The following is a 22,296-nucleotide window of genomic DNA, read 5'->3' on the forward strand; positions in this document are numbered from 1 at the left end:
TGGTGGTAGCGATCCGGTCCAGGGCCGCGATACCGGGATCTCGCCGGATCGAAACCCGTAAGGCGGCGGCCGTCAGTCGCCGGTTCGGTGGGCTTCGATCGCGCCGGCGGCGCGGTGGTGGGTGGCGTGGTGGGTCGCCTCAACCAAAAAATTTCTGGGGGGGGTCGGGGGGCGCGGGGCGCGCGCCCCCATTCCCCTAATCTTGGTGTTTTTGGGGGGGCCCAACCCCCCCCACCCCGCCCGGATGGCTTCGCCCCCGGACCCCCGCCCGGATGGCAACCGGCGCCAGGCGGTGACAAAAGACTTCCCCGGCCGGTTGGCCGGGGAAAAACTGTGTTCACACCCCGGTGTGGACCGCAACGAAAGATTGGACGGACGTGAAGGTTCAGCCGAGCGTCAAGAAGATCTGCGAGAAGTGCAAGGTGATCCGGCGTAACGGCCGGGTCATGGTGATCTGCGACAACCTGCGGCACAAGCAGCGGCAGGGCTGACGCCGGCGCCGAGCACCGAACGCGGTTCGGATTGGCACACAGAAGAACTCCCAGCGCCAGCCGCACACTGAGGTTTTCCGGAATTTTCCGGAGGGTGTGCGTGCCTACCCCCGGTACGGAGGCCGGGGCCCCACCAGACGAGGGGACGGACAGGGAGCAGACCTCCGCAACAGTGAAGGAACTGCCAGATGGCACGTCTCATGGGCGTCGATCTCCCGCGCGAGAAGCGCATGGAGATCGCACTGACCTACATCTACGGCATCGGTCGTACCCGCTCCAAGGAGATCTTGGCGGCCACGGGCGTCAGCCCGGACCTGCGCTCGAAGGATCTCACCGACGAGCAGGTCACGCAGCTGCGTGACTACATCGAGGGCTCGTCGCTCAAGGTCGAAGGTGACCTCCGCCGCGAGGTCCAGGCCGATATCCGTCGCAAGATCGAGATCGGCTGCTACCAGGGCCTGCGTCACCGCCGTGGCCTCCCTGTGCACGGCCAGCGCACCAAGACCAACGCGCGCACCCGCAAGGGCCCGAAGCGCACCGTCGCCGGCAAGAAGAAGTAGGGGATAACAGATGCCTCCGAAGTCCCGGGCCTCCGGCCCGAAGAAGAGCCAGAAGTCGCGTCGCAGGGAAAAGAAGAACGTTCCCCACGGCCACGCGCATATCAAGAGCACGTTCAACAACACGATCGTGTCCATCACCGACCCCACGGGCAACGTCATCTCCTGGGCGTCCTCGGGTCACGTCGGGTTCAAGGGTTCGCGCAAGTCGACCCCGTTCGCCGCGCAGCTGGCCGCCGAGAACGCGGCCCGCAAGGCGCAGGAGAACGGCGTCAAGAAGGTCGACGTGTTCGTCAAGGGCCCCGGTTCGGGCCGCGAGACCGCGATCCGTTCGCTGCAGGCCGCCGGCCTGGAGGTCGGAACGATCTCCGATGTCACTCCGCAGCCGCACAACGGTTGCCGTCCGCCCAAGCGGCGTCGCGTCTAAGCGGGAAGGAAGGTAGAGCACAATGGCCCGTTACACCGGACCCATCACCCGCAAATCGCGTCGCCTGCGCGTCGACCTGATCGGCGGTGACCAGGCTTTCGAGCGTCGCCCCTACCCGCCCGGCCAGCACGGCCGCGCGCGGATCAAGGAGAGCGAATACCTGCTGCAGCTGCAGGAGAAGCAGAAGGCCCGCTTCTCCTACGGCGTTATGGAAAAGCAGTTCCGCCGGTACTACGAAGAGGCCAACCGCCTCAAGGGCAAGACCGGTGACAACCTGCTGCGTCTGCTGGAGACCCGGCTGGACAACGTCGTGTACCGCGCCGGTCTGGCCCGGACCCGTCGTCAGGCCCGCCAGCTGGTCAGCCACGGCCACTTCCTGGTGAACAACAAGAAGGTCAACGTTCCTTCTTTCCAGGTCACCCAGTACGACATCATCGATGTCAAGGAGAAGTCGCTGGCGACCCTGCCGTTCCAGGTGGCCCGTGAGACCCTCGGTGACCGTCCGGTCCCCGGCTGGCTCCAGGTCGTCCCGGGCCGGCTGCGGATCCTGGTGCACTCCATGCCGGAGCGCGCCCAGATCGATGTGCCGCTGCAGGAACAGCTGATCGTCGAGTACTACTCGAAGTAATCAGCTGTGCTGCTGGTGCGGGCCGGGCTGCTATCCGGCCCGCACAACCCCTAAACGAGGCGTCAAATAGCGGGCGCCCAACACAGGAGGATTGATCCCATGCTGATTTCCCAGCGTCCGACCCTGACCGAAGAGGTCATCGCCGACAACCGGTCGAAGTTCACCATCGAACCGCTCGAGCCGGGTTTCGGGTACACCCTCGGTAACTCGCTGCGGCGCACCCTGCTGTCCTCGATCCCGGGGGCCGCGGTGACCAGCATCCGCATCGACGGCGTTCTGCACGAGTTCACCACCGTGCCCGGTGTGAAGGAGGATGTCACCGACATCATCCTGAATCTCAAGGGCCTGGTCGTGTCCTCCGAAGAGGACGAGCCGGTCACCATGTACCTGCGCAAGCAGGGCCCGGGGACCGTTACCGCCGATGACATCGTGCCGCCGTCGGGTGTGGTCGTGCACAACCCGGATATGCATATCGCCACCCTGAACGACAAGGGCAAGCTCGAGATCGAGCTGGTCGTCGAGCGTGGTCGCGGTTATGTCCCGGCGGTGCAGAACAAGGCGACCGGTGCGGAAATCGGCCGGATCCCGGTGGATTCGATCTACTCGCCGGTGCTCAAGGTGACCTACAAGGTCGAGGCCACCCGTGTCGAGCAGCGCACCGACTTCGACCGGCTCATCCTCGACGTGGAGACCAAGAACTCCATCAGCGCGCGGGACGCGCTCGCCTCGGCGGGCAAGACCCTGGTCGAACTGTTCGGCCTGGCCCGTGAACTGAACGTCGAAGCCGAAGGTATCGAGATCGGCCCCTCCCCGGCCGAGGCGGATCACATCGCCTCCTTCGGGCTGCCGATCGAGGATCTGGATCTCACCGTCCGGTCCTACAACTGCCTGAAGCGCGAGGGTGTGCACACCGTCGGCGAGCTGGTCGCGCGGACCGAATCGGATCTGCTGGATATCCGCAACTTCGGCCAGAAGTCCATCGACGAGGTCAAGGTCAAGCTGCACGCGCTGGGCCTGTCCCTCAAGGACAGCCCCGCGTCCTTCGACCCGTCCAGCGTGGTCGGCTACGACGCGGCCACCGGCACCTGGTCCGACAGCGGCACTTTCAGCGACGACAACGGCGGCGAGCAGGACTACGCCGAAACCGAACAGCTCTAGGCCTTCGCGGGGCGGGCGCCCCGGAACGGTCTTTACCAAGGAGAACCCACAATGCCCAAGCCCAAGAAGGGTGCTCGCTTCGGCGGGTCGGCGTCGCACCAGAAGGCGATCTTCGCCAATCTGGCCACCGCGCTCTTCGAGCACGGTCGGATCACGACCACCGAGGCCAAGGCCAAGGCGCTGCGCCCCTACGCCGAAAAACTGGTCACCAAGGCCAAGGCCGGTACGCTGGCCGACCGCCGCGAGGTGCTCAAGGTGATCCGGAACAAGGACGTCGTGCACGATCTCTTCGCCGAGATCGGTCCGTCGTTCGAGGGCCGCAACGGCGGCTACACCCGGATCATCAAGACCCTGCCGCGTAAGGGTGACAACGCCCCCATGGCGATCATCGAGCTGGTCCGGGAACAGACCGTGACCAACGAGGCCGATCGTGCCCGCCGGGTGGCCGCGTCGAAGAAGACCGAGGAGCAGGCTCCTGAAGCCGAGGCCACCGAGGCTCCGGCCGAGGAAGCCGCGGCCGAGGAGAAGGCCGACGACAAGGCGTAATTCGTCTGCCGTGGATACGTACCGCGCGTCCACGGTTCGTCGATGAGCCCGCCGCCCCGTAACGGGCGGCGGGCTCGTCCCGTTTCCGGAGGATGATCTGGTGCGCGAACACGAGCCGGAACCGCAGGCTCGCCCCCGAACCACGGCCACCGGCCGCAAGGCTGCGATCGGTGACGCGGTTGCGGCCGGCGCCGCAGACCACACCGATACACCGGTGCTCGGTCGCGCCGGTGAGCGGCCGGTAGCCGACTCCACCGATCCGTCGTCGGCGGCCGATGAGCCCGCACGGCCCAGGCCGGTGCATGACCGCGTGCGGGCGCGTGCCGGTGCCGATCCGGTGACGACGGAAAGGTGGGAAGAGGCCGCAACAGGTGTGGTGCGGTTCCGGTTGGATATCTCCTACGACGGCACGGATTTCACCGGGTGGGCACGGCAGCCCGGACTGCGGACCGTGCAGGGTGAGCTCGAGGAATCACTGGGCAAGGTGCTGCGGGAGCCCGTCCAGTTGACGGTGGCCGGGCGGACCGACTCCGGTGTGCACGCCGAAGGGCAGGTCGCGCATTTCGATACCGCGGCGGACGTGGACGCGGACAAGCTGATCCACCGGATGGCGAAATTCCTGCCCCGGGACGTGCGGATCACCGGAATCCGCCCGGTATCCGCCGAATTCGACGCCCGGTTCTCGGCGATCCGCCGCCACTACGTCTACCGCCTCACCACCGCGCCCTACGGTGCCGACCCACTGTCCGCGCGCAGTGTGGTCGGGTGCCGACCGGTCGACCTGGAAGCGATGCGCGCCGCGTCCCGCGCTCTTCTCGGCCTGCACGATTTCGCCGCCTTCTGCCGGCGCCGGGAAGGCGCCACCACGATCCGGGAGTTGCAGCGCTACCAGTGGGTGCGCGACGGCCACCGGCTCGACGCCTACGTGAGCGCGGACGCCTTCTGCTGGTCGATGGTGCGCAGCCTGGTGGGTGCGGTCCTCGCGGTGGGAGAGGGGCGGCGCACGCCGGAATGGGTCGCCGGGTTGCTGGAGGAACGGCAGCGTTCGAGTTCGGTAACGGTGGCGCCCGCGCACGGGCTCAGCCTGGTCGCGGTCGACTACCCGGCGGAATCCGAGCTCGCGGCCCGCAACGCGCAGACCCGGGAAGTCCGCTCGATTGCACCGGGTGGCTGCTGCGGGGGCTGATCGGCATAGCCCTCCGATAGGCATGGCCATCGCGCTTGTCAGGAGGGTAGGCGTACACCCCGGGCACAGTTGCCGCAAAGCGAGACGGCAGGCGGCCGGTCAGTCGGAGTCACTACCGGAGGAGCTGTGATGCGGCCCCCGGCCGCGGCCCGGTGTGGCCCGGTGCGGTGGTGTGTGCCCTGATCGGTATGGCTCGGTGCAGTGTGGGTGTGCACCGGTATGGTGCGGTCCGGCGTCGTGCGGCACGGCTGATTCGGGGAGTTTCGATGCCGGGATCCCCGGCGCGCCTGCAGTTGCCGGAGCGCGTGAAAACGGTATCGCGACAGTAGGATTCGGGTACTCGATGACGTCTATCGGTGGAGGACGGGCGGCGGGCGACGTCAGGGCGGTGGGAAACGGCGATAGGGTCGGTGACGGAATTGTCCGGTCGACGACAAGGTTGCGGTAGACATGACGATTGATCTCGGACGTTACGGCGTATGGCGTTACTACAAACTGTTCACCCCGGAAGCAGCGGCCGAGCTGGAGGGCCTCGGCTACGGGGCGCTGTGGCTGGGTGGCTCGCCGACCCCCGATCTGCCGGTGGTGGAGGACCTGCTCGCGGCGACCGAAACGCTGAAGGTGGGCACCAGCATCGTCAATATCTGGACCGCGCCCGCCGGTGCGGTCGCCGAATCCTTCCACCGGATCGAGCAGCGGTTCCCGGGCCGCTTCGTGCTCGGTATCGGCTGCGGTCATCCCGAAGCCGATAAACCCTACCGATCCCCGTACGAGGCCCTGGTCGAGTACCTGGACGAACTGGACGCCGCGAAGGTACCGGTTTCCGGTCGCATGCTCGCCGCGCTCGGCCCCAAGGTGCTGAAACTGGCTGCCGATCGCACCGCCGGCGCCCTGCCCTACCTCACCACACCGGAACACACAGCGCAGGCGCGGACGATCGTCGGCGACGCGCTTCTGGTTCCCGAGCAGAAATTGGTCCTCGACACCGACCCGGTACGTGCCCACGCTACCGGTCGCACCGTCGTCGAGATGTACCTCGGGTTGCGTAACTACACCACCAACCTCCAGCGGCTGGGATACACCGACGAAGATATCGCGAAGCCGGGGAGCGACCGCCTGCTCGACGTGCTGGCCGTCCACGGGAGCACCGAACAGATCGCCGAACAGGTGCGCGCGCATATCGAAGCGGGCGCCGACCACCTGGCGCTGCAGGCGCTGGGCGAGGACTACCTCGCCACCCTGCGCGCCCTTGCCCCGTTGCTCCAGGACGGCAGCTAGCGCCGCCGCCGCGCACGGCCACCCGATCCCTACCGCTGCTGGTGTCCGAGGTCACTCACATCGATGATTCCGACCAGGAACTCCGGCGGGACCATTCCGGGCGCGCTGCGTATATCGGTGTGCTGGACAAGGTCTTGCACGGGCACGTCCATGACGATCGCAGTTGATCCCGGGCCGCTGAACCGAGGATCTTCGTTTCCGTCGAACCGTGCGTCTTCGGCCCGCGAGAATATCCGGGACGTGCCGTTCAGCACACCCTGCTGCCGGTAGCAAAGGCCGTTGTCGATGATCCCGGTGATCGCCGCAGGGCTTCTCGTGATGTGTACAACCCGTCCGTAGCCCGTCGGCAGGGCAGGCAGGGAATCCAGAGTGGTGGCGTACCGGTCGAGTTCGCCGGGCCGCAGAGATCTTTCCGACGGTATGGGCAGCAAGGAGTCCTCTGCCGGCCCTGATGGCTGATCACGTAGGTCGGTCCATCCGGGCAGGTCAGGGCCGAGACGGGAGCTGTTCGCCCGGTCGGAACGGGTGCCGTCATCGTTGCCGACGTCGTCCCAGACCAGTTCATCGTCGTCGAGATCGGCTGCCGTGACACCATGCCGTCCCGGTAGCTCGCGCGCCTGCCGGTCCGACTCGGCCGCTATCGCATGCCGTATCGGCGACAGCGGGTCGCCCCGGGTGTTCGTCGTGGCTGTGGGACCAAGAGTTTTTTCCTTCGGCGCAAACGCACTTTCGGCGAGTTGTTCAACCGCACCGTCCTCCGCCCGGTTGAGGTGTTGTGGTGCACGGACGAGTCCGTTGGAGAATTTGCCGTAGTTTTTCGCTATGGGCGGGCCGGCCGTGATGAGGGCGTCACATACCCTTTTCAAAGCCGCCCATAGTTCCCGGGGAAGGTCGTTCGCCATTCGACCAGCTCGTATCCTCTGAAGATCGGTTCCTTATTTCCGACGTTGCGGCAGCTCGATGCCTTGCCGAGGTAAGGGTGCCACGGTGTGGGGATGGCGGGCCGTAACTGGACCTGTGGGTCAGTTCGTCCGGGTGGTCGGTTCAGGAGCGGACGAGGCGGGCGATGGCGTCGGTGGCTTCTTTGATCTTGGCCTCGGCCTCCGGCCCCCCGGCGACCGCCGCATCGACCACGCAGTGACTTATATGGTCCTCGAGCAGCCCCATCGCGACAGCCTGCAGCGCCTTGGTCATCGCGGAGACCTGCGTGAGGATATCGATGCAGTACTTCTCCTCCTCGACCATCCGCTGCAGGCCCCGTGACTGGCCCTCGATCCGGCGTAACCGCTTCAGATAGTCTTCTTTGCTGGTGATGTAGCCGTGGTGGGCGTGCCCAGGGGTGGCCGCCGTATCGGTGGTGGGGGTGGGATCGGAACTCACCGGTATCTCCTCTGTGCCGGCCGGAAGACCGTGTATACCCCCATAGGGTACATCTACCGGCGAATTCTGTCAGGTGCCGCCGTGCGTTCGCGGGCCGGGCGCGCGAGAATCGACACTATGACATCCCACGATCGGCCTGCGCTGGCGGTTATCGGCGGTAGCGGATTCTACGACTTTTTCGACGGCGCCATGGAACCGGTTACGGTACGCACCCCGTACGGGGACCCGAGCGCACCGATAACGGTCGGCACCGTCGAGGGGCGTCCGGTCGCATTCCTGCCCCGCCACGGCACTCGGCACGAGTACTCCCCGCACACGGTGCCCTATCAGGCGAATATGTGGGCGCTGCGTTCGCTGGGTGTACGGCGGATCTTCGCCCCGTGCGCGGTCGGCAGCCTGCGCCCGGACTGGGGGCCGGGCACCGTGGTGATCCCGGACCAGCTGGTCGACCGGACCTCCGGCCGGGCCCAGACCTATTTCGATGCCAACGGCATCCACGTATCGTTCGCCGACCCGTACTGCCCCGACCTGCGCGCGGTCGCGGTGAAATCCGCCGACAGCGCCGTCCACGTGCAACCACACGGAACCATGGCCGTGATCCAGGGCCCGCGTTTCTCCACCCGCGCCGAAAGCCGGTGGTATGCGGCGCAGGGCTGGGAACTGGTCAATATGACCGGCTATCCCGAAGCCGTCCTCGCCCGCGAGCTGGAAATGTGTTACGCCGCCCTGGCCCTGGTCACAGATCTCGATGCCGGGCTCACCGAAGGCGACGGGGTGCATGCGGCGGATGTCTTCGCCGAATTCGAACGCAATATCGGGCCCTTCAAGAAGCTCGTCCACGACGCGGTCGCTGCCATCGCCGATACCGGCACTTGCGAACACTGCCGGGTACACGCGGGCGTCGCACTCCCGTTCGAGCTGCCGTGAACCGAGTAGGGGGACAGCCACCTGCCGTGGACGGTCCGCTCCGCTTGGAGGTGATGGTCGCCAGTATCCGGCCGCAACGTTTCGCGCCCGTGGTCGCCGACTGGTTCGTCCGCACGGCCCGCGCCCGGCCCGAGTTCGATACCGGGGTCATCGATCTGCTCCATGCACCGCTTCCGCCGGACCTGTCCGAATCGCCGGAAACCGAGGATTTCCGGCAACGACTCGCCGCCGCCGACGCCTTCGTCGCGGTGACCTCGGAGTACAACCACGGCTACCCGGCCTCCCTGAAAACCGCGCTCGACAGCGTCAAACACGAGTGGCGGGCCAAACCGATCGGATTCGTCTCCTACGGCGGTTTATCGGGTGGCCTGCGGGCGGTGGAGCAGCTGCGCCAGGTCGTCGCGGAAATCCATATGGTCTCGGTCCGGGAGACGGTGAGCTTCCACCGCGCACGTAAACAGTTCGACGCCGACGGAAATACCGGCGACGGTGCCGCCATCGACGCGGCCGAGCGGATGCTCTCTCAGCTGGTCTGGTGGGGGAGGGCCCTGTCCGCGGCTCGGGCGAGCGGCCCGTATCCGGGGTGAAGGCGAGCGACCCGCATCCGGGATGAACCGGTCCACGAGTGCCGTCGGATCGGTATTGCCGCAGTCTCGATGCGTGCCGCCGCCGGGTTTCCTGTGCGAGTTGTCGCAGCAGAGTGCGATGATGGCGTGCGGGAGGAGGATTCGATGAAATCGGCAGATTCACCGGAGCCGCAGCGGCCGGTATCGATCGGGGAATGGGTGGCGCGGGCCGTCGCGGTGGTGCTGCTCGTTCCGGTGCGGCTCGTCTGGGAGGGACTGAAGCTGTGCGGGCGGGCCATCGTGGCGGCGGGTGTCTTCATCCAGGAAAGGTTGCTGGTACCGGCGAGCCGGTTCGTCTGGTACTGGCTGATCCGGCCGCCGTGGCTGTTCCTGAAGGATGTGGTGTGGGGCTGGGCCTTACAGCATGTGCTGTGGGGAATGGTGCTCACGCCGCTGGGTGCGTTCGTGCTGGACTGGGTGCTGCGCCCGCTCCGGTATGCCGTAGAGCAATGGCTCTGGCGGCGCGCAATACGACCCGTGCTCGTCATGGTGTGGCGGTGGGTGCTCCGCCCGGTGCTGTATGCGATCGCGGCAACCGCCGAATGGATCTGGCGGTGGCTGCTGCGGCCGGTGCTGTACGCGGGGGCGGTCGCCGGCCGGTGGTTGTGGCAGTGGTGCGTCGTATGGCCGCTGCGCATGGTGCAGCGATGGCTGCTGCGGCCGTTCGGGATTCTGCTCGCGGCCGTCGCCACATACGGCTGGCGGGTCGCCACCGCGGTGGTACGCGTGCTGGTCGTCGTGCCGTGTGTATTCGTCTACCGCTATGCGTTGCGCCCGGTACTGCGGGCACTGGCGGTGGCCGGTGAGGTGGTTGTGGTGCGCCCGATCGCCTGGGTGCACCGGCGGGTGGTGGCGCCGATGAACCGGATCGTGGCCGACCTGTGGAAGACCGTATTCGGCCGCTGAAACCCGGTGCCGCGGTGCGGCTTTCCTCAGCGGCGCTGCGGCTGGCGTGCGGGCGCCGGCCGGGGCCGGTCCGCCGGCTGGCGGGTACGGGGTTCGCCGATATAGGTGTGCTCGCGCGGGATCGAGACCAGGTTCAACGGGATCTGAGTGGTCGCGGTGCGCAGAACCACCCGGCTGCCGATCGCGCCGGGCTGCTGGATCGACAGATCCGGTTTGGTGGCGGGCCAACCCATCGGGTCGCCGGTGACGTAGATCGTGGTGATACCGGCGTGCGGGGCCGGTGCCATCACACCGTCGACGACCGTCGCGGTGAACCCGGCATCGGACTGGTGGGTTTCCACCGCCAGCATCAGGCGTTCGGGGTTTCCGATCGTCTCGATCAGCTGATACCAGGCATGCGGCCGGTTCGTACGGACCAGGACCCGCTCGCCGACAGCCAGCGCGCGGAAGACCAGCTGCTGGGCCAGATACAGTTCGCCGGCGACGTACACCGCCGAGATACCGGCACCGATGATGCGCAGCGCCACCCCGTTACCCTCGTCGTCCGAGCCGATCAGCTGACCGCAACCCGACGACGGCAGGGCGAGCGCGTCCAGGACCTCGACAGGGTATTCGGCGGTCGGCACCACATCTTCCAGATCGGGGATACCGATCGGCAGATGCGCGAGCAGGCTGTCACGATGCCGGCCGTTCACCGACACCATGCCCTTCGATTTCGTCTTCTCCGGCATCTCCCGCAGCGTCGACCGCCAGGCCGCCCCCACATACACGGTGTCCGCGGTCGTCCCCGGGCGCAACCGCACCGCCACCGTGGTACCGCGCGACTCCGCGACCCACAACTGCGAGAGGATCTCCGACCCCAGCTGTTTCGGGTCGATCGCCGCCCCGATGTTCACGCTGTTGCCGAGTTCGGCGTAACGCCACCGATGGGTGAGATCGCGCGCATCCTCACCGTGGATGACCTGCCGCACAGCCGACCGGATCTCCGAAGCGGTCAGCAGGCGCGACGCGCAGCCCGCGTCTTCCAGCGTGCGCACGATCCGCTGGGTCGCGATGGTCACCGACCGTGCGGCTCCCTCGTCGCCACCGCCCCGCCGGGACGCGGCGCCGGGGCAGTCGACCATATCGAAACCGATCGCCAGCCAGACGGTGCGATGCGCCGTGGCGGGCAGTGGGCCCAGCAGCGATTCGTAGATGGCACCCGCCGGTGTGCCGGAGCGGCTGCGGTGGCCGTGACTGATGATGTCGATACCGCTGAGCAGGATGTCGTGCTGGGCGAGGCAGGTCGCCAGTTCGGCCATCGGCAGCAGATGCGAGGCGTGGACCGCGGTGCGGTCGATCCGGGTCAAGCCACCGGGTGGGGGCAGTACCTCGACGACGGCGACAACTCGGCTCTCGTCCCAGTACAGGCCCAGGGAACGATCGTCGGGGCCACGGAAATCGTCGCTGTCGCCGATCCGGTATTCCCGGTGCGCGCGGTAGTTCCACCAGGTGGCGATCCAATCCAGCAGTACCCGGCGGCCGATCGGGATCAACGGGATCAACCCGGTGACCACCGCGACTCCGAGGGCGATCCACGGACTCGGTCCAACCAGCAGCACGACGGTCGCCGCGCCGAGCGCGAGTACCTGCGCGATGAGCAGATTCGGCATCGAAATACGCCCGAACAGCAGGTTGCGCCTGCGTCCCGATGTGGCTGGCACGGCCATAAGAGTCCCCCAGGTACCCGGTGTCGGCCGATTATCGGGCGGCCGAGCTGAACTACGTCCCCGGGAACTGTACTGTGTTCCGCGAGCACGAGCACAGTTCGGGGGAAGACGATGCCTTCAAAGCCCACAACTCGGTGGCAGATCAGCGGCTACAACTTTCTGGTTCGCCGGATGGAGCATGCACTGGTGCGACGTGACGTGCGAATGCTGCACGATCCCATGCGTTCCCAGGTGCGTGCCTATGTGGTGGGCCTGGTCCTGGCCGTGGTGGTGCTGGCGGGGTGCGGTGTGCTGGCGCTGCTCCGCCCGCAGGACAAGGTCGGCGACAACAAGCTCCTCATCGGTAAGGAATCCGGCGCCGTCTACGTGGTGCTCAACGATGTGGTGCATCCGGCGCTGAATCTGGCCTCGGCCCGGCTGGCCGCCGGTGATGCCCCCAAGGCGGTGATCGTCAAGGAATCGGAGGTCGGCAAGAAGGCGCGCGGGCCGCTGATCGGTATCCCCGGTGCGCCCGGCGCGATCCACTTCGATTCCGAAGGCAAAGGCCGGCAGTGGACCATCTGTGACGTGCTGAAGAACGACGGCAGCCAGGACCGCACGACCTCGGTGCTCGCGGGCGGTCTGGAACTGGGCGCGAAGGCCTCGGCCGTGGAACCCGGTAAAGCGCTGCTCGTGCAGGGGGAGAAGCACACCTACCTGGTGTACGACAACAAACGCGCCCGGGTCGATATGAACGATCGCCCGGTCACCGACGCCTTGAACATCACCGGTGCCACGCCGCGCCCGGTGAGTGAGGGCCTGATCAACGCGATCCCCGAGGTACTGCCGCTCATCGCTCCGCCGATCGCCGATCCCGGTGGTGTCCCCGATTACGAGATCGGCGATCACCGGATCGGTGAGGTGGTGCAGGTGGGCACTTCGCAGGAGTTCTATGTGGTGCTCGCCGACGGTCTGCAGCAGGTTTCGCCGCTGACCGCGGACATCATCCGCAACGCCAACCCGCAGACCTCCAGCGAATTCATCATCGACCAGGCCCAGCGCACCCGCGCCGCGGTTTCCTCGGCGCTGCAGGTCCAGACCTACCCGGCGACGGCGCCGAGCATCCTCGAGGCCATGGACCGGCCGGTGAGCTGCCTGTCCTGGAAACCGGTCCCGGAGGCAGGCGAGAACACCGGCACCCGAGCCGAACTGCAGCTGATCACCGGAGTGAGCCTGCCGATGAAGGACAGCGCCAAACTGGTTCCGCTCGCGCAGGCCGACGGTTCGGGTCAGAACGTCGACTCGACCTATATCGCCCCGGGCACCGGCGCCTACGTCCAGACCACCGGTATCGAACCGGACAGCAGGCGTAAGGACAGCATCTTCTATATCGCCGACACCGGTGTGCGGTTCGGGATCAAGAACGCCGACGCCGTGAAGGCACTCGGTATGCCGGACAAGGCCGAACCCGCGCCCTGGCCGATTGTGGGGCTGCTGGCGTCCGGGCCGACCCTGGGCCGGGAAGAGGCGCTGGTCGCACACGACGGTGTCGCACCGGATCCCGAGCCGGCGGACCAGCCGGTCGCTTCCACGAAATAGTCCGCGCTCCGGCTCCCCGGACGAGCAGGGGAGCCGGAGCTGCACCTACCCGCTCGGTCGGGCGAGCCTGCCGAGTTCGGCCCTCGGCCCGGTCGGCGATCTGTTCCCGAGTCGGCCGGTGAGATGCCGATCGGGCCGGCGCACCTGACGATTTGCGACCCGGACCAACCGCCGCCGGGTATCCCGGGGCCAGCTTGCACAGTCCTTCCTCGGTGACTCACCTCGTCACATCGATGCCGGGCCGGCAGAGCGGAATCGGCCCTGGCGCACATCCTTTCACCGACCCGGACTCCGAACCGAAGATGTGGAAGGGGCGGATGGTCCCGGACGCTGTACCGGACGGTTTCAGGCGTCGTCTTCGCCGACTCCGAACCGGCGCCGCGTGGGGAACGACGCCAGGTAGCCGATGATCAGGCTGCCGCCGATGATTCCGCTGCCGATCAGCGCCACATTGCGGGCCGTATGGTCCGGTGGGTCGGGGGGTGCCGGTACCGCCAGTTGTTTGCTCATCGGCGGATTCGGTTCTTTGGGCCGGAGTTCGCCGGTGACCTCGTTGGTCAGGGCGGCGACCGGGTCGACCGCGCCGTAGCCCACGTACGGATTCCAGCCTTCGGCCGGGGCGTGCGCGGTGGCCTGGATCCGTTTCATCACGTCCACGGCCGAAAGTTCCGGGAAGCGTGAGCGAACCAGTGCGACCACACCGGAAACATACGGAGCAGCGAAGCTGGTTCCGTTGATGCTCTGCTGGCCTTGGGCGCCGACAGTGCCGTTGATGACTCCGGTGCCGACCGCATCCAGTGACACGACGTTCTCTCCGGGAGCGGCGACGCTCAACCACGGTCCGGGAACGGTGAATTCGGAGGGTGCACCGTCGGCATTGATGGAGCCGACCGAGAGCACCAGATCGTCATAGCGGGCCGGCGTGACATTGACGGTTGTTTTGCTCCACGGATCCGCAGCGGGATCGAGTGGATCCAGAATGTTGGTGTTGCCCTTGCAGTTGTCGTTGTCGGTATTACCGGCGGAGGTGACGACCACGGCGTTCTTCGTGTGCACCGCGTAGTGCAGTGCCGCGCCCAGCGAACCGTCGGAGATGGGGCTGGAACTGCAGGCGACCTCGGAGATGTTGATCACTGTGGCGCCCATATCCGCAGCGCGCCGGATGGCCTGTGCCATGGTCGCGACATTGCCGTATCCCTCTCGGGAGAGGTCCTCGGGGGATTTGGTGGCATTACTGCCCGCCTTCACGTATTTATCGCTCGTCTGGCGAATCGCCAGGATGGTAGACGCGGGTGCCACACCGGAAAAGCCTTGACCCGGAACTTGACTGGCGGCGATGATGCCGGCCACCAGGGTGCCGTGCGCATCGCAATCCTCGGTGCCGTCGCCGCTGTTCGATACGAAATCCCCGCCGGCGCGCAGGCCCGGCAGCCGCGGATGGCGGGCGACGCCGGTATCGATCACCGCCACCACCTGACCTTCTCCTTTGGAGAACTGCCACGCGTGCGGGAGGTCCAGCGCCGCCTGCGCGGCGGGCACGGTCGGGCCCTCGCCACCGGCCACCGTGCTGGTGCACGGGGCATTGGCCTTGCGTTCGGTCGGTTCACTCGGTTTCGCCGGATCACCGGAAGGCAGCCGGCCCGGGTCCACCGCCGGTGGCCGGTCGGCGTAGGCGATCGGTTGCGCGAACCCCAGCGATGCGCTCACCCCCAGGACCGCGGCCACGGCCGCGGTGCGGATCCCCCGGCTCACAGTCCGCGGACGAGGGAGTAGAAGTCGGCCACCCAGAACACGAGCGGCAGCACCGCGGCCACGAACCCGTATTCGATCAGTTCGGCCGCGCGCCGCATCGGCGGTGTCGCCGACTGGTTGGGGACGATGATGCCCAGGATCAGGGCGGCGATCACCATCACCAGCGCCGCCCCGAACGCCGCCAGCGGCAGATCGGCCACGAATGCCATGGCCGCCAGCATGACCAGCAGGATGGCGGCACCGGCGACGATCAGGATGACGGCCTGCTCCGCGCCGGCGTAGGTGCGGCTGCGGAACATGAGAACTGCCGCGCAGACGAGCGCGAGGGCGATGCCCTGCCAGTAGAAGCCGCCGTAGTCGGGATCGGTGGCCACCAGGGCGCCGACGACCGTCACCAGTGCGGTCGCGGTGACCAGTCCGCTCAGATAGATGCGCGCCCGCATGGATTTCGCGTGCAGGATATCGAGGGTGGGCAGGGCACGATGATCGTCGGGATCGTCTTCGGTGGGGTCGATGGGGGTCCCCGGGGCCGGAACCGGCGGCAGCGGTAGTTTCGCCAGCGCCATCGAGATCCGCGGGGCCAGCGACAACGCGCCCAGCCCGACCGCCGCCACCACGGCGCCGACCGCCTCGAGCCGCTGCGCGGTGAGCAGCCCGACCAGCGCCGAGGGCACCAGGAAGATCGCGACGGTACCGGCGCCGATGAATACCCCGAGCCCGACACCGGTTACTCGCCAGGCCAGGATCGCGGTGGCCCCGAACAGTGTGGACCCGAGCAGCAGATGCGCCCAGCCGTAGTGGTCCGGGACGATGAGCATGCCGCCGGTGAAGGCCAGTGGCAGGGCGCAGGCGCCGAGTACCAGCGCCGTTTTCGAATCCCCGTAGACGCGGCTCAGGATCATCGCCGCCGCCACCAGCAGTACGGTCACACCCAGCGCGATCGCGCCGGTGATCCAGCCCGGCATCGCCTCGGGCGCGGCAAGCAGGCCCGTACAACCGGCCAGCATGGCGAGAACGGCCAGGATCGAGCCGGTGGTCCGCGCGGTCTTCGGGTTCCAGCCGCGGAAATGTTCGGCGTCGGCGACGGCAACGTTGTACATGATGTCGTCGAACAGGGGAGTGGGCGCGGTGTTCGCGGAGCTCTCCAGCATCAGCAACTCACCGTCGCGGATGCCCTGTTCGCCCAGGCTCAACGAGTTCGACAGTGGTGGCTGACCGATCCGCGCCAGCACCCAATCGGCCGGTTCGAACCGTTCGCCCTGATTGTCGAACTCATTGGTGCGGCTGTGCGCGGCGACCATATCGACGACGCTGGGAATGACCAGGGCCACGGGCACATCTACCGGGATGGCCATATCGACCTGTGTGTGTTTGGCCAGAATGGTGACCCTGGTGAGATCCGGTGCGCGGACTATACCCCGCGAGGAATCTTCCTCCATATGGTCGAGTCGCGCATGCGTCACGCTTCCCCCAAGTTGTTCGCTACCCTGCCGTTTTCACATTCTCCCAGCAGGCGGCGCGGGTTGCGTGCCCCCGTCGCGGCCAGCAGAATGCAGGTCGAACTGTACGACATGTTCGCGCCTGCCTCTACACTGAGCCCGAACATCGCATTGCCAAGGGGGATCTCGCTCGATGACCACGGTTCGGTTTCAGCGGCGTGCGCGCCGGGAGGTTCCACGAACCCCGGGTGGCGAAGTGACACTGCAACCGCCCCCCGAGATTCCCCGGGTAACGCCCGGAAACCTGCTGATGAAGCTCATGCCGGTGGTGATGATCATCGGCATGGTCGGGATGATGGCGTTGATGTTCACGCAGGGCGGCGGTATCGCGTCCAACCCGATGTCGCTGATGTTCCCGATGATGATGATGGTCTCGATGATCGGCATGTTCGCCGGTCAGGGGAACGGCAAAGGCGCCAAGGCGGCCGAGGCCAACGAGGACCGCAAGGATTATCTGCGTTATCTCGACCAGGTCCGCAAGGATGTCGACGTAACCGCCACCGAACAGCGGGCGGCGGTCGAATGGAGCCACCCCGAACCCGGTCTGGTCTGGATGCTCGCGGGCACCTCCCGGATGTGGGAACGCCGTCCCAGCGACAAGGACTTCTGTCATGTGCGCATCGGGATCGGTGGCCAGCGGCTGGCCACCCGCCTGGTAGCGCCGGAGACCGGCCCGGTGGAGGAACTCGAACCCATCGCCGCGGTATCGCTGCGACGTTTCGTCCGGGCCCATTCCACGGTCCCGGATCTGCCGACCGCGGTCGCGGTGAAGGGTTTTGCCACCATCGCGCTCGACGGCGACCGCGCCCAGGCCCGCGATATGGTGCGCGCGATGCTGGTCCAGCTGGCGATGTTCCACGGCCCCGACCAGGTGCTCACCGCGGTGGTCTGCGGACCCGACACCAGCGCGGAATGGGAATGGACCAAATGGCTGCCGCATACCCAGCATCCGGATGCCCAGGACGGTATCGGCAGCCAGCGCATGTTCTACGGCTCGATCCGGGAGATGATGGCCGGTTTGGCGCCGGTCCTGGCCAACCGCGTCCGCTACTCCCGTAACCAGCCCACCAACTCGGCCATGGTGCATGTGGTGATCCTGGTGGACGGGGGCCTGCTCGAAGCCGAGGAGGATCAGCTGCGCGAGGCCGGGTACGAAGGCGTCACCGTTATCGACCTCTGCGGCTACGCCCCACGGCTCGCCGTCTCCCGCGGGATCACCCTGACCATCCGCAACGGCGAATGCCTGGGTCGCGGTGCCACCGGTAACCAGGAACGTTTCGCGATGATCGACCGGCTCAGTCCGGAGCAGGCTCAGCAGGTGGCCCGCCGGCTGGCCCCCTACCGGGCCGCGACCCAGCGCAGCAGCGATGTCGAGGTCACCGAGGGCGAAACCATCGACACCTGGGCCCAGCTCATGGGCCTCGGCGACCTCGGTTCCTTCAACCCGGAGAGCGCCTGGCGTCCCCGCTACGGCCGGGAACGCCTGCGGGTGCCGTTCGGTGTCGGCGCCGACGGGCTGCCGGTCGTTCTCGATATCAAGGAAGCCGCCGAATCGGGTATGGGCCCGCACGGCCTGTGTATCGGTGCCACCGGTTCCGGTAAATCGGAGTTCCTGCGCACCCTGGTGCTGAGCCTGCTCGCCACCCATTCGCCCGATCAGCTGAACCTGGTCCTGGTCGACTTCAAGGGTGGTGCGACCTTCCTCGGCCTCGACCAGGTCCCACATGTCGCGGCCGTGATCACCAACCTCGAAGAAGAGGCCGACCTCGTCGACCGTATGCGCGACGCCCTGGCCGGTGAGATGAACCGCCGGCAGGAAGTGCTGCGTCAGGCCGGTAACTTCGCCAATGTTTCCGACTACGAGAAGGCCCGTGCCGCCGGCGCCGACCTGGATCCGCTGCCCGCGCTGTTCGTGGTGCTCGACGAATTCTCCGAACTGCTCACCCAGCACCCGGATTTCGCCGAACTGTTCGTGATGATCGGTCGTCTGGGCCGCTCGTTGCATGTGCACCTCCTGCTCGCCTCTCAGCGGCTGGAAGAAGGCAAACTCAAGGGCCTCGAATCCCACCTGTCCTACCGGATCGGCCTGAAAACCTTCTCCGCCAACGAATCCCGTCAGGTACTGGGCGTTCCCGATGCGTACAACCTGCCCGGCGTCCCCGGCGGCGGTTATCTGAAATCCGATTCGGGCGAGATCCAGCGTTTCCAGGCCTCCTACGTTTCGGGCCCGTATGTGGGTGGCGGCCCGCAGCGCGATATCTCGGTCGCCACCAGCGCCGGTGAAATCGATATCACCGCGCGGCCGTTCCTGGCCAAACATGTCGAATTCCGTGCCGCGGACCGCGTTCCGCTGGCCCCGGAGCCGGTCGACGAGCCGGAACCCCTGGTCGAGGACGGCGAACAGATCTCCAACCTGGGCATGATCGCCGCCCGGATCCGCGGGCACGGCCGCCCCGCGCACGCCATCTGGCTGCCGCCGCTCGACGCCGCCCCGCCGCTCGACGAGCTCAACGAGCGTTCGATCCTCACCGGCGAATACAACGCCGTCGCAAGCCTGCGCGCACCCATCGGCATCGTCGACCGCCCCTACGACCAGCGGCGTGATCCGCTGGTCGTGGACCTGTCCGGTGCCCGCGGCAATGTCGCCGTGGTCGGCGGTCCGCAGTCCGGTAAATCGACGATGCTGCGTGCGCTGATCATGTCGATGTCGATGACCCACACCGCCGAACAGGTGCAGTTCTACTGCCTCGACTTCGGCGGCGGCACCCTCGCCAGCCTCGAGGGCCTACCCCATGTCGGTTCGGTCGCGGCCCGCCTGGACCAGGACAAGGTCCGCCGCACAGTTGCGGAGATGACCACCATCGTGCGCAACCGTGAACTGCGGTTCCGCCAGCTCGGCATCGAATCGATGTCGGAATTCCGCCGCCTGCGTGCCAGCGACCCTTCCAGCAGCCAGGCCGCCGCCGGCGCCCACGAGGACCCCTTCGGCGACGCCTTCCTGGTGATCGACGGTTACGGCTCCATCCGCCAGGATTTCGAGCCCCTGGAACAGGCCATCATGAACCTCGCCGTCCAGGGCCTCTCCTACGGTGTGCACGTGGTGATCGCCCTGTCCCGCTGGATGGAGGCCCGCCCCCAGCTCAAGGACCAGATCGGCACCCGCCTCGAACTACGTCTCGGCGATCCGGCCGACTCCGAATTCGGCCGCAAGGTCGCGGCGCTCGTGCCGCAGGGCCGCCCGGGACGCGGTATGACCCCGGAGAGCCTACATATGATCACCGCGCTCCCGCGGGTCGACGGTTCCTCCGATCCGGACGACATCAGCCGCGGTGTGGCCGACGCCGTCGCCCGCCTGCAGCAGGCGACGCCGGGACGCCCGGCGCCCCAGGTCCGGATGCTGCCCGAACAGCTCGACCGCGAGCAGTTCGTGCGCGCAATCGGTCCGTGGCAGGGTCCGCCGGACCGGCGCAATGCCGCGATCCCGATCGGTATCAACGAATCCGAGCTGGCCCCGGTATTCCTCAACTTCGACGAGAATCCGCATTTCCTCATCTTCGGCGACACCGAATGCGGGAAGTCGACCCTGCTGCGCAATATCGTCAGCGGGATCATCGAATCCAACGCGCAGAACCAGGCCGCACTCATCCTGGTCGATTTCCGCCGCACCATGCTGGGTGCGTTCCCGCAGGAGAGGCTGGCCGCCTACGCGACCGGCGCCGAGGGCCTCAAGACCAATATGCGCGACCTCGCCGGGCTCCTGCAGACGCGTCTGCCCGGCCCGAACATCACGCCGCAGGAATTGCGGGACCGTTCCTGGTGGTCCGGCCCCGACCTCTACGTGGTCGTCGACGACTACGACCTGGTGTCCAGCGGCTCCGCCGGTAACCCGATCGCGCAGATCGTGGACTACCTCGCCCACGCCAAGGACATCGGCCTGCATCTGATCATCGCGCGGCGTTCCGGTGGCGCGGGCCGGGCGATGTACGAAGCGGTGATCTCGCGAATGCGGGATCTGGCCACACCGGGCCTGGTCATGAGTGGTAGCCGAGAAGAAGGCAACCTGATGGGCAATGTGCGTCCGAGCGCAATGCCGCCCGGCCGGGGGACCCTGGCCGGCCGGTCCGGCGCCGAGCTCATCCAGACCTCGTGGATGCCGGGCCTGTAATGCCCGCCGTCGAGATCGCGCTGACCGAAACCCGGTTGTGGGCATGGAGTGCGAACACCCACGCCGACTTCGTGCCCTCGGTCGTCCCGGGCAGCGACGGTCGTACTCTCGTGGTCGGCGAGCCGCTGGCACCGCCGTCCATCGCGGTATCGCCGGCCCAGCTCATCACCGCCGACCGCATCGCCTACGACCCCGGTATGCCGAAACCGGTGGACGCGCTGGCCACCGTTTTCGGCCACACCCTCACCCAACTGCGTATCAATTCACCCTGCGAGCGTTTGACGGTCGTGCACCCCAGCGAATGGGATCCGCACCGCCTGACCGTCCTGCATTCCGCGGCCACCCGGCATGCCGGCCACGTAGAGCTACAGCCGGCGGCTCTCCGTGCCGTAATCGCCACACAGCGGATCCGGGACGTGCGCACCGTGGTCCTGGAATTCGGGCCGTTGTCGACCACCGCATCGACGGTGGTGCCGAGTGACAGTGGCCCGCGGCTCGAATTCTGTGAGCACGAACCACTTCTCGCCGCAGTCGAGATCAGCGCCGACGAACACGGCCGCACCTCCTTCCGTTCGATGATCGAACGCCTTATCCACGGCTGCCAGGTCGATTCCGTGGTCATCGTCGGCCGGACGGACGCCGATTTCCTCAATCTCGTCGCCGAGGTGATCGGCGAACTGTGCCGCGCCGAACTACTCGTTCTCGGCGGAGCCGACCTGGTGCGGGCCCGCAACACCGACCCCATCGACCAGCGGCCCAGCCTCCCACCGGCCGCCGCCGACGCCGAATGGCTGCAACCATTGCGCGAACGAGCGGCTGCCACCAGGCCACCCCGCTCGAAAACCCCGCTCTATGTCGGCGCTGCCGCGGTAACGGCGCTCGCGGTGTTGGTAGCCGGCGGAGTCTTCCTCGGTATGTCCACAGGAGGAGATTCCGAAGCGGTAGCCTCCACCCCGACGACCACCAGCGGCCCCGTCGACTCGCAAGAACCCGAACCCGGCTCCGGCTCCATGACCGTAGGGCCCATCGCGTTCACCGTTCCCGATGGCTGGCGGGTCACCAACCCCGCCACCGCATCGACCGACCGCGTGGTCCTGGAGCCGACCGAGGGGCTGAAGGCGCGCATCACGGTCATCCAGGAACAGCTGCAGGTCCCCGGTGCCGGCTACGAACAGGTCGCCGCCGACCTCGAAGCCAAAAGAGCCTCGGCCGCAGCGGGTTTGTACTCGCCGATCCGCCGCGACGTGGTCTTCGGCGGCCGCTCCGGACTCGCCTATTCCGAGCATCCGGAGGGCGGATCCACCGTTGACTGGCATGTTATCGTCGAGCACAGCATCCAGATCAGCATCGGATGCCAGTATCAGACAGGGGGGCAGGACTCGATTACACCTATCTGTGAAGACCTCGCATCCTCGCTGGACATCACCCGATGACACCGGCCGGGATTTTTTCCGAAATTCGTTGGAACCGATTGGGTGGGCAC

Annotated in this window: 19 protein-coding genes; 14 read left to right on the forward strand and 5 right to left on the reverse strand. The window is 67.0% G+C overall.

Translation table 11 applies throughout. The features are described 5' to 3' along the window. Positions 1-377: 377 nt before the first annotated feature. The 8 genes from rpmJ (at position 378) to QH196_RS09610 (ending at position 6,271) form a co-directional block, all read left to right on the forward strand. Entirely contained in the window at positions 378-491 is a 114-nt protein-coding gene (gene rpmJ, locus QH196_RS09575; RefSeq protein WP_025347279.1) for a 50S ribosomal protein L36, read from the forward strand. A gap of 188 nt (positions 492-679) precedes the next feature. Continuing rightward, on the forward strand, positions 680-1,051 hold the full coding sequence (gene rpsM, locus QH196_RS09580) for a 30S ribosomal protein S13 (protein ID WP_062977203.1): 372 nt from the start codon (positions 680-682) through the stop codon (positions 1,049-1,051). 10 nt (positions 1,052-1,061) lie between these two features. Next, positions 1,062-1,475: a 30S ribosomal protein S11 gene (rpsK, locus tag QH196_RS09585; RefSeq protein WP_033244291.1), complete on the forward strand. Its 414-nt coding sequence runs from the start codon at positions 1,062-1,064 to the stop codon at positions 1,473-1,475. A gap of 22 nt (positions 1,476-1,497) precedes the next feature. Next, complete coding sequence (gene rpsD, locus QH196_RS09590) at positions 1,498-2,103, forward strand: 30S ribosomal protein S4 (protein WP_280415409.1); 606 nt, start codon at positions 1,498-1,500, stop codon at positions 2,101-2,103. A 99-nt stretch (positions 2,104-2,202) separates the two neighbouring features. Then, positions 2,203-3,261 carry a DNA-directed RNA polymerase subunit alpha gene (locus QH196_RS09595; protein WP_033244293.1) on the forward strand — a complete coding sequence of 353 codons (1,059 nt, stop codon included), beginning with the start codon at positions 2,203-2,205 and terminating at the stop codon, positions 3,259-3,261. 51 nt (positions 3,262-3,312) lie between these two features. Next, entirely contained in the window at positions 3,313-3,807 is a 495-nt protein-coding gene (gene rplQ, locus QH196_RS09600) for a 50S ribosomal protein L17 (RefSeq protein WP_280415410.1), read from the forward strand. Between the two features lie 337 nt (positions 3,808-4,144). Next, complete coding sequence (gene truA / locus QH196_RS09605; protein WP_280415452.1) at positions 4,145-4,993, forward strand: tRNA pseudouridine(38-40) synthase TruA; 849 nt, start codon at positions 4,145-4,147, stop codon at positions 4,991-4,993. 450 nt (positions 4,994-5,443) lie between these two features. Then, on the forward strand, positions 5,444-6,271 hold the full coding sequence (locus tag QH196_RS09610; protein WP_280415411.1) for an LLM class F420-dependent oxidoreductase: 828 nt from the start codon (positions 5,444-5,446) through the stop codon (positions 6,269-6,271). 29 nt (positions 6,272-6,300) lie between these two features. On the opposite strand, the gene QH196_RS09615 is transcribed toward QH196_RS09610, so the two are convergent. Next, positions 6,301-7,173, reverse strand: coding sequence for a hypothetical protein (locus QH196_RS09615; RefSeq protein WP_280415412.1), 873 nt, complete (start codon positions 7,171-7,173; stop codon positions 6,301-6,303). Positions 7,174-7,315: 142 nt separating this feature from the next. After that, a complete protein-coding gene (locus QH196_RS09620; RefSeq protein WP_280415413.1) occupies positions 7,316-7,651 on the reverse strand; it encodes a metal-sensitive transcriptional regulator in 336 nt (111 codons plus the stop codon). A 117-nt stretch (positions 7,652-7,768) separates the two neighbouring features. On the opposite strand from QH196_RS09620, the gene QH196_RS09625 reads away from it, so the two are divergent. From QH196_RS09625 to QH196_RS09635, 3 genes are all read left to right on the forward strand, one after another. Beyond that, the gene (locus QH196_RS09625; RefSeq protein ID WP_280415414.1) at positions 7,769-8,578 is read left to right on the forward strand and encodes an S-methyl-5'-thioadenosine phosphorylase; all 810 of its coding nucleotides are present in this window, start codon (positions 7,769-7,771) and stop codon (positions 8,576-8,578) included. Positions 8,579-8,631: 53 nt separating this feature from the next. Next, positions 8,632-9,165, forward strand: a complete 534-nt coding sequence (locus tag QH196_RS09630; protein WP_280415453.1) for an NADPH-dependent FMN reductase — start codon at positions 8,632-8,634, stop codon at positions 9,163-9,165. Between the two features lie 144 nt (positions 9,166-9,309). Further along, a complete protein-coding gene (locus QH196_RS09635) occupies positions 9,310-10,110 on the forward strand; it encodes a hypothetical protein (RefSeq protein ID WP_280415415.1) in 801 nt (266 codons plus the stop codon). Between the two features lie 26 nt (positions 10,111-10,136). Here the strand turns inward: QH196_RS09635 and eccE are convergent, their stop codons facing one another. Beyond that, the gene (gene eccE / locus QH196_RS09640) at positions 10,137-11,819 is read right to left on the reverse strand and encodes a type VII secretion protein EccE (protein ID WP_280415416.1); all 1,683 of its coding nucleotides are present in this window, start codon (positions 11,817-11,819) and stop codon (positions 10,137-10,139) included. A 111-nt stretch (positions 11,820-11,930) separates the two neighbouring features. Here eccE and eccB point away from each other — a divergent pair, with 111 nt between their 5' ends. Further along, positions 11,931-13,397: a type VII secretion protein EccB gene (gene eccB / locus QH196_RS09645; RefSeq protein ID WP_280415417.1), complete on the forward strand. Its 1,467-nt coding sequence runs from the start codon at positions 11,931-11,933 to the stop codon at positions 13,395-13,397. A 345-nt stretch (positions 13,398-13,742) separates the two neighbouring features. On the opposite strand, the gene mycP is transcribed toward eccB, so the two are convergent. Both mycP and eccD read right to left on the reverse strand, forming a co-directional pair. Next, on the reverse strand, positions 13,743-15,149 hold the full coding sequence (gene mycP, locus QH196_RS09650; RefSeq protein WP_280415418.1) for a type VII secretion-associated serine protease mycosin: 1,407 nt from the start codon (positions 15,147-15,149) through the stop codon (positions 13,743-13,745). Continuing rightward, entirely contained in the window at positions 15,146-16,612 is a 1,467-nt protein-coding gene (eccD, locus tag QH196_RS09655; protein WP_280415419.1) for a type VII secretion integral membrane protein EccD, read from the reverse strand. Before eccD ends, mycP begins: the two co-directional genes overlap by 4 nt. A 169-nt stretch (positions 16,613-16,781) precedes the next feature. Here eccD and eccCa point away from each other — a divergent pair, with 169 nt between their 5' ends. Together eccCa and QH196_RS09665 are read left to right on the forward strand one after the other, a co-directional pair. Further along, complete coding sequence (gene eccCa, locus QH196_RS09660; protein WP_280415420.1) at positions 16,782-20,813, forward strand: type VII secretion protein EccCa; 4,032 nt, start codon at positions 16,782-16,784, stop codon at positions 20,811-20,813. Next, on the forward strand, positions 20,813-22,246 hold the full coding sequence (locus tag QH196_RS09665) for a type VII secretion-associated protein (RefSeq protein WP_280415421.1): 1,434 nt from the start codon (positions 20,813-20,815) through the stop codon (positions 22,244-22,246). The genes eccCa and QH196_RS09665 overlap by 1 nt, the downstream gene beginning before the upstream one ends. Positions 22,247-22,296: the final 50 nt, after the last annotated feature.

Source organism: Nocardia carnea (assembly GCF_029868325.1).
Classification (GTDB): domain Bacteria; phylum Actinomycetota; class Actinomycetes; order Mycobacteriales; family Mycobacteriaceae; genus Nocardia; species Nocardia carnea_C.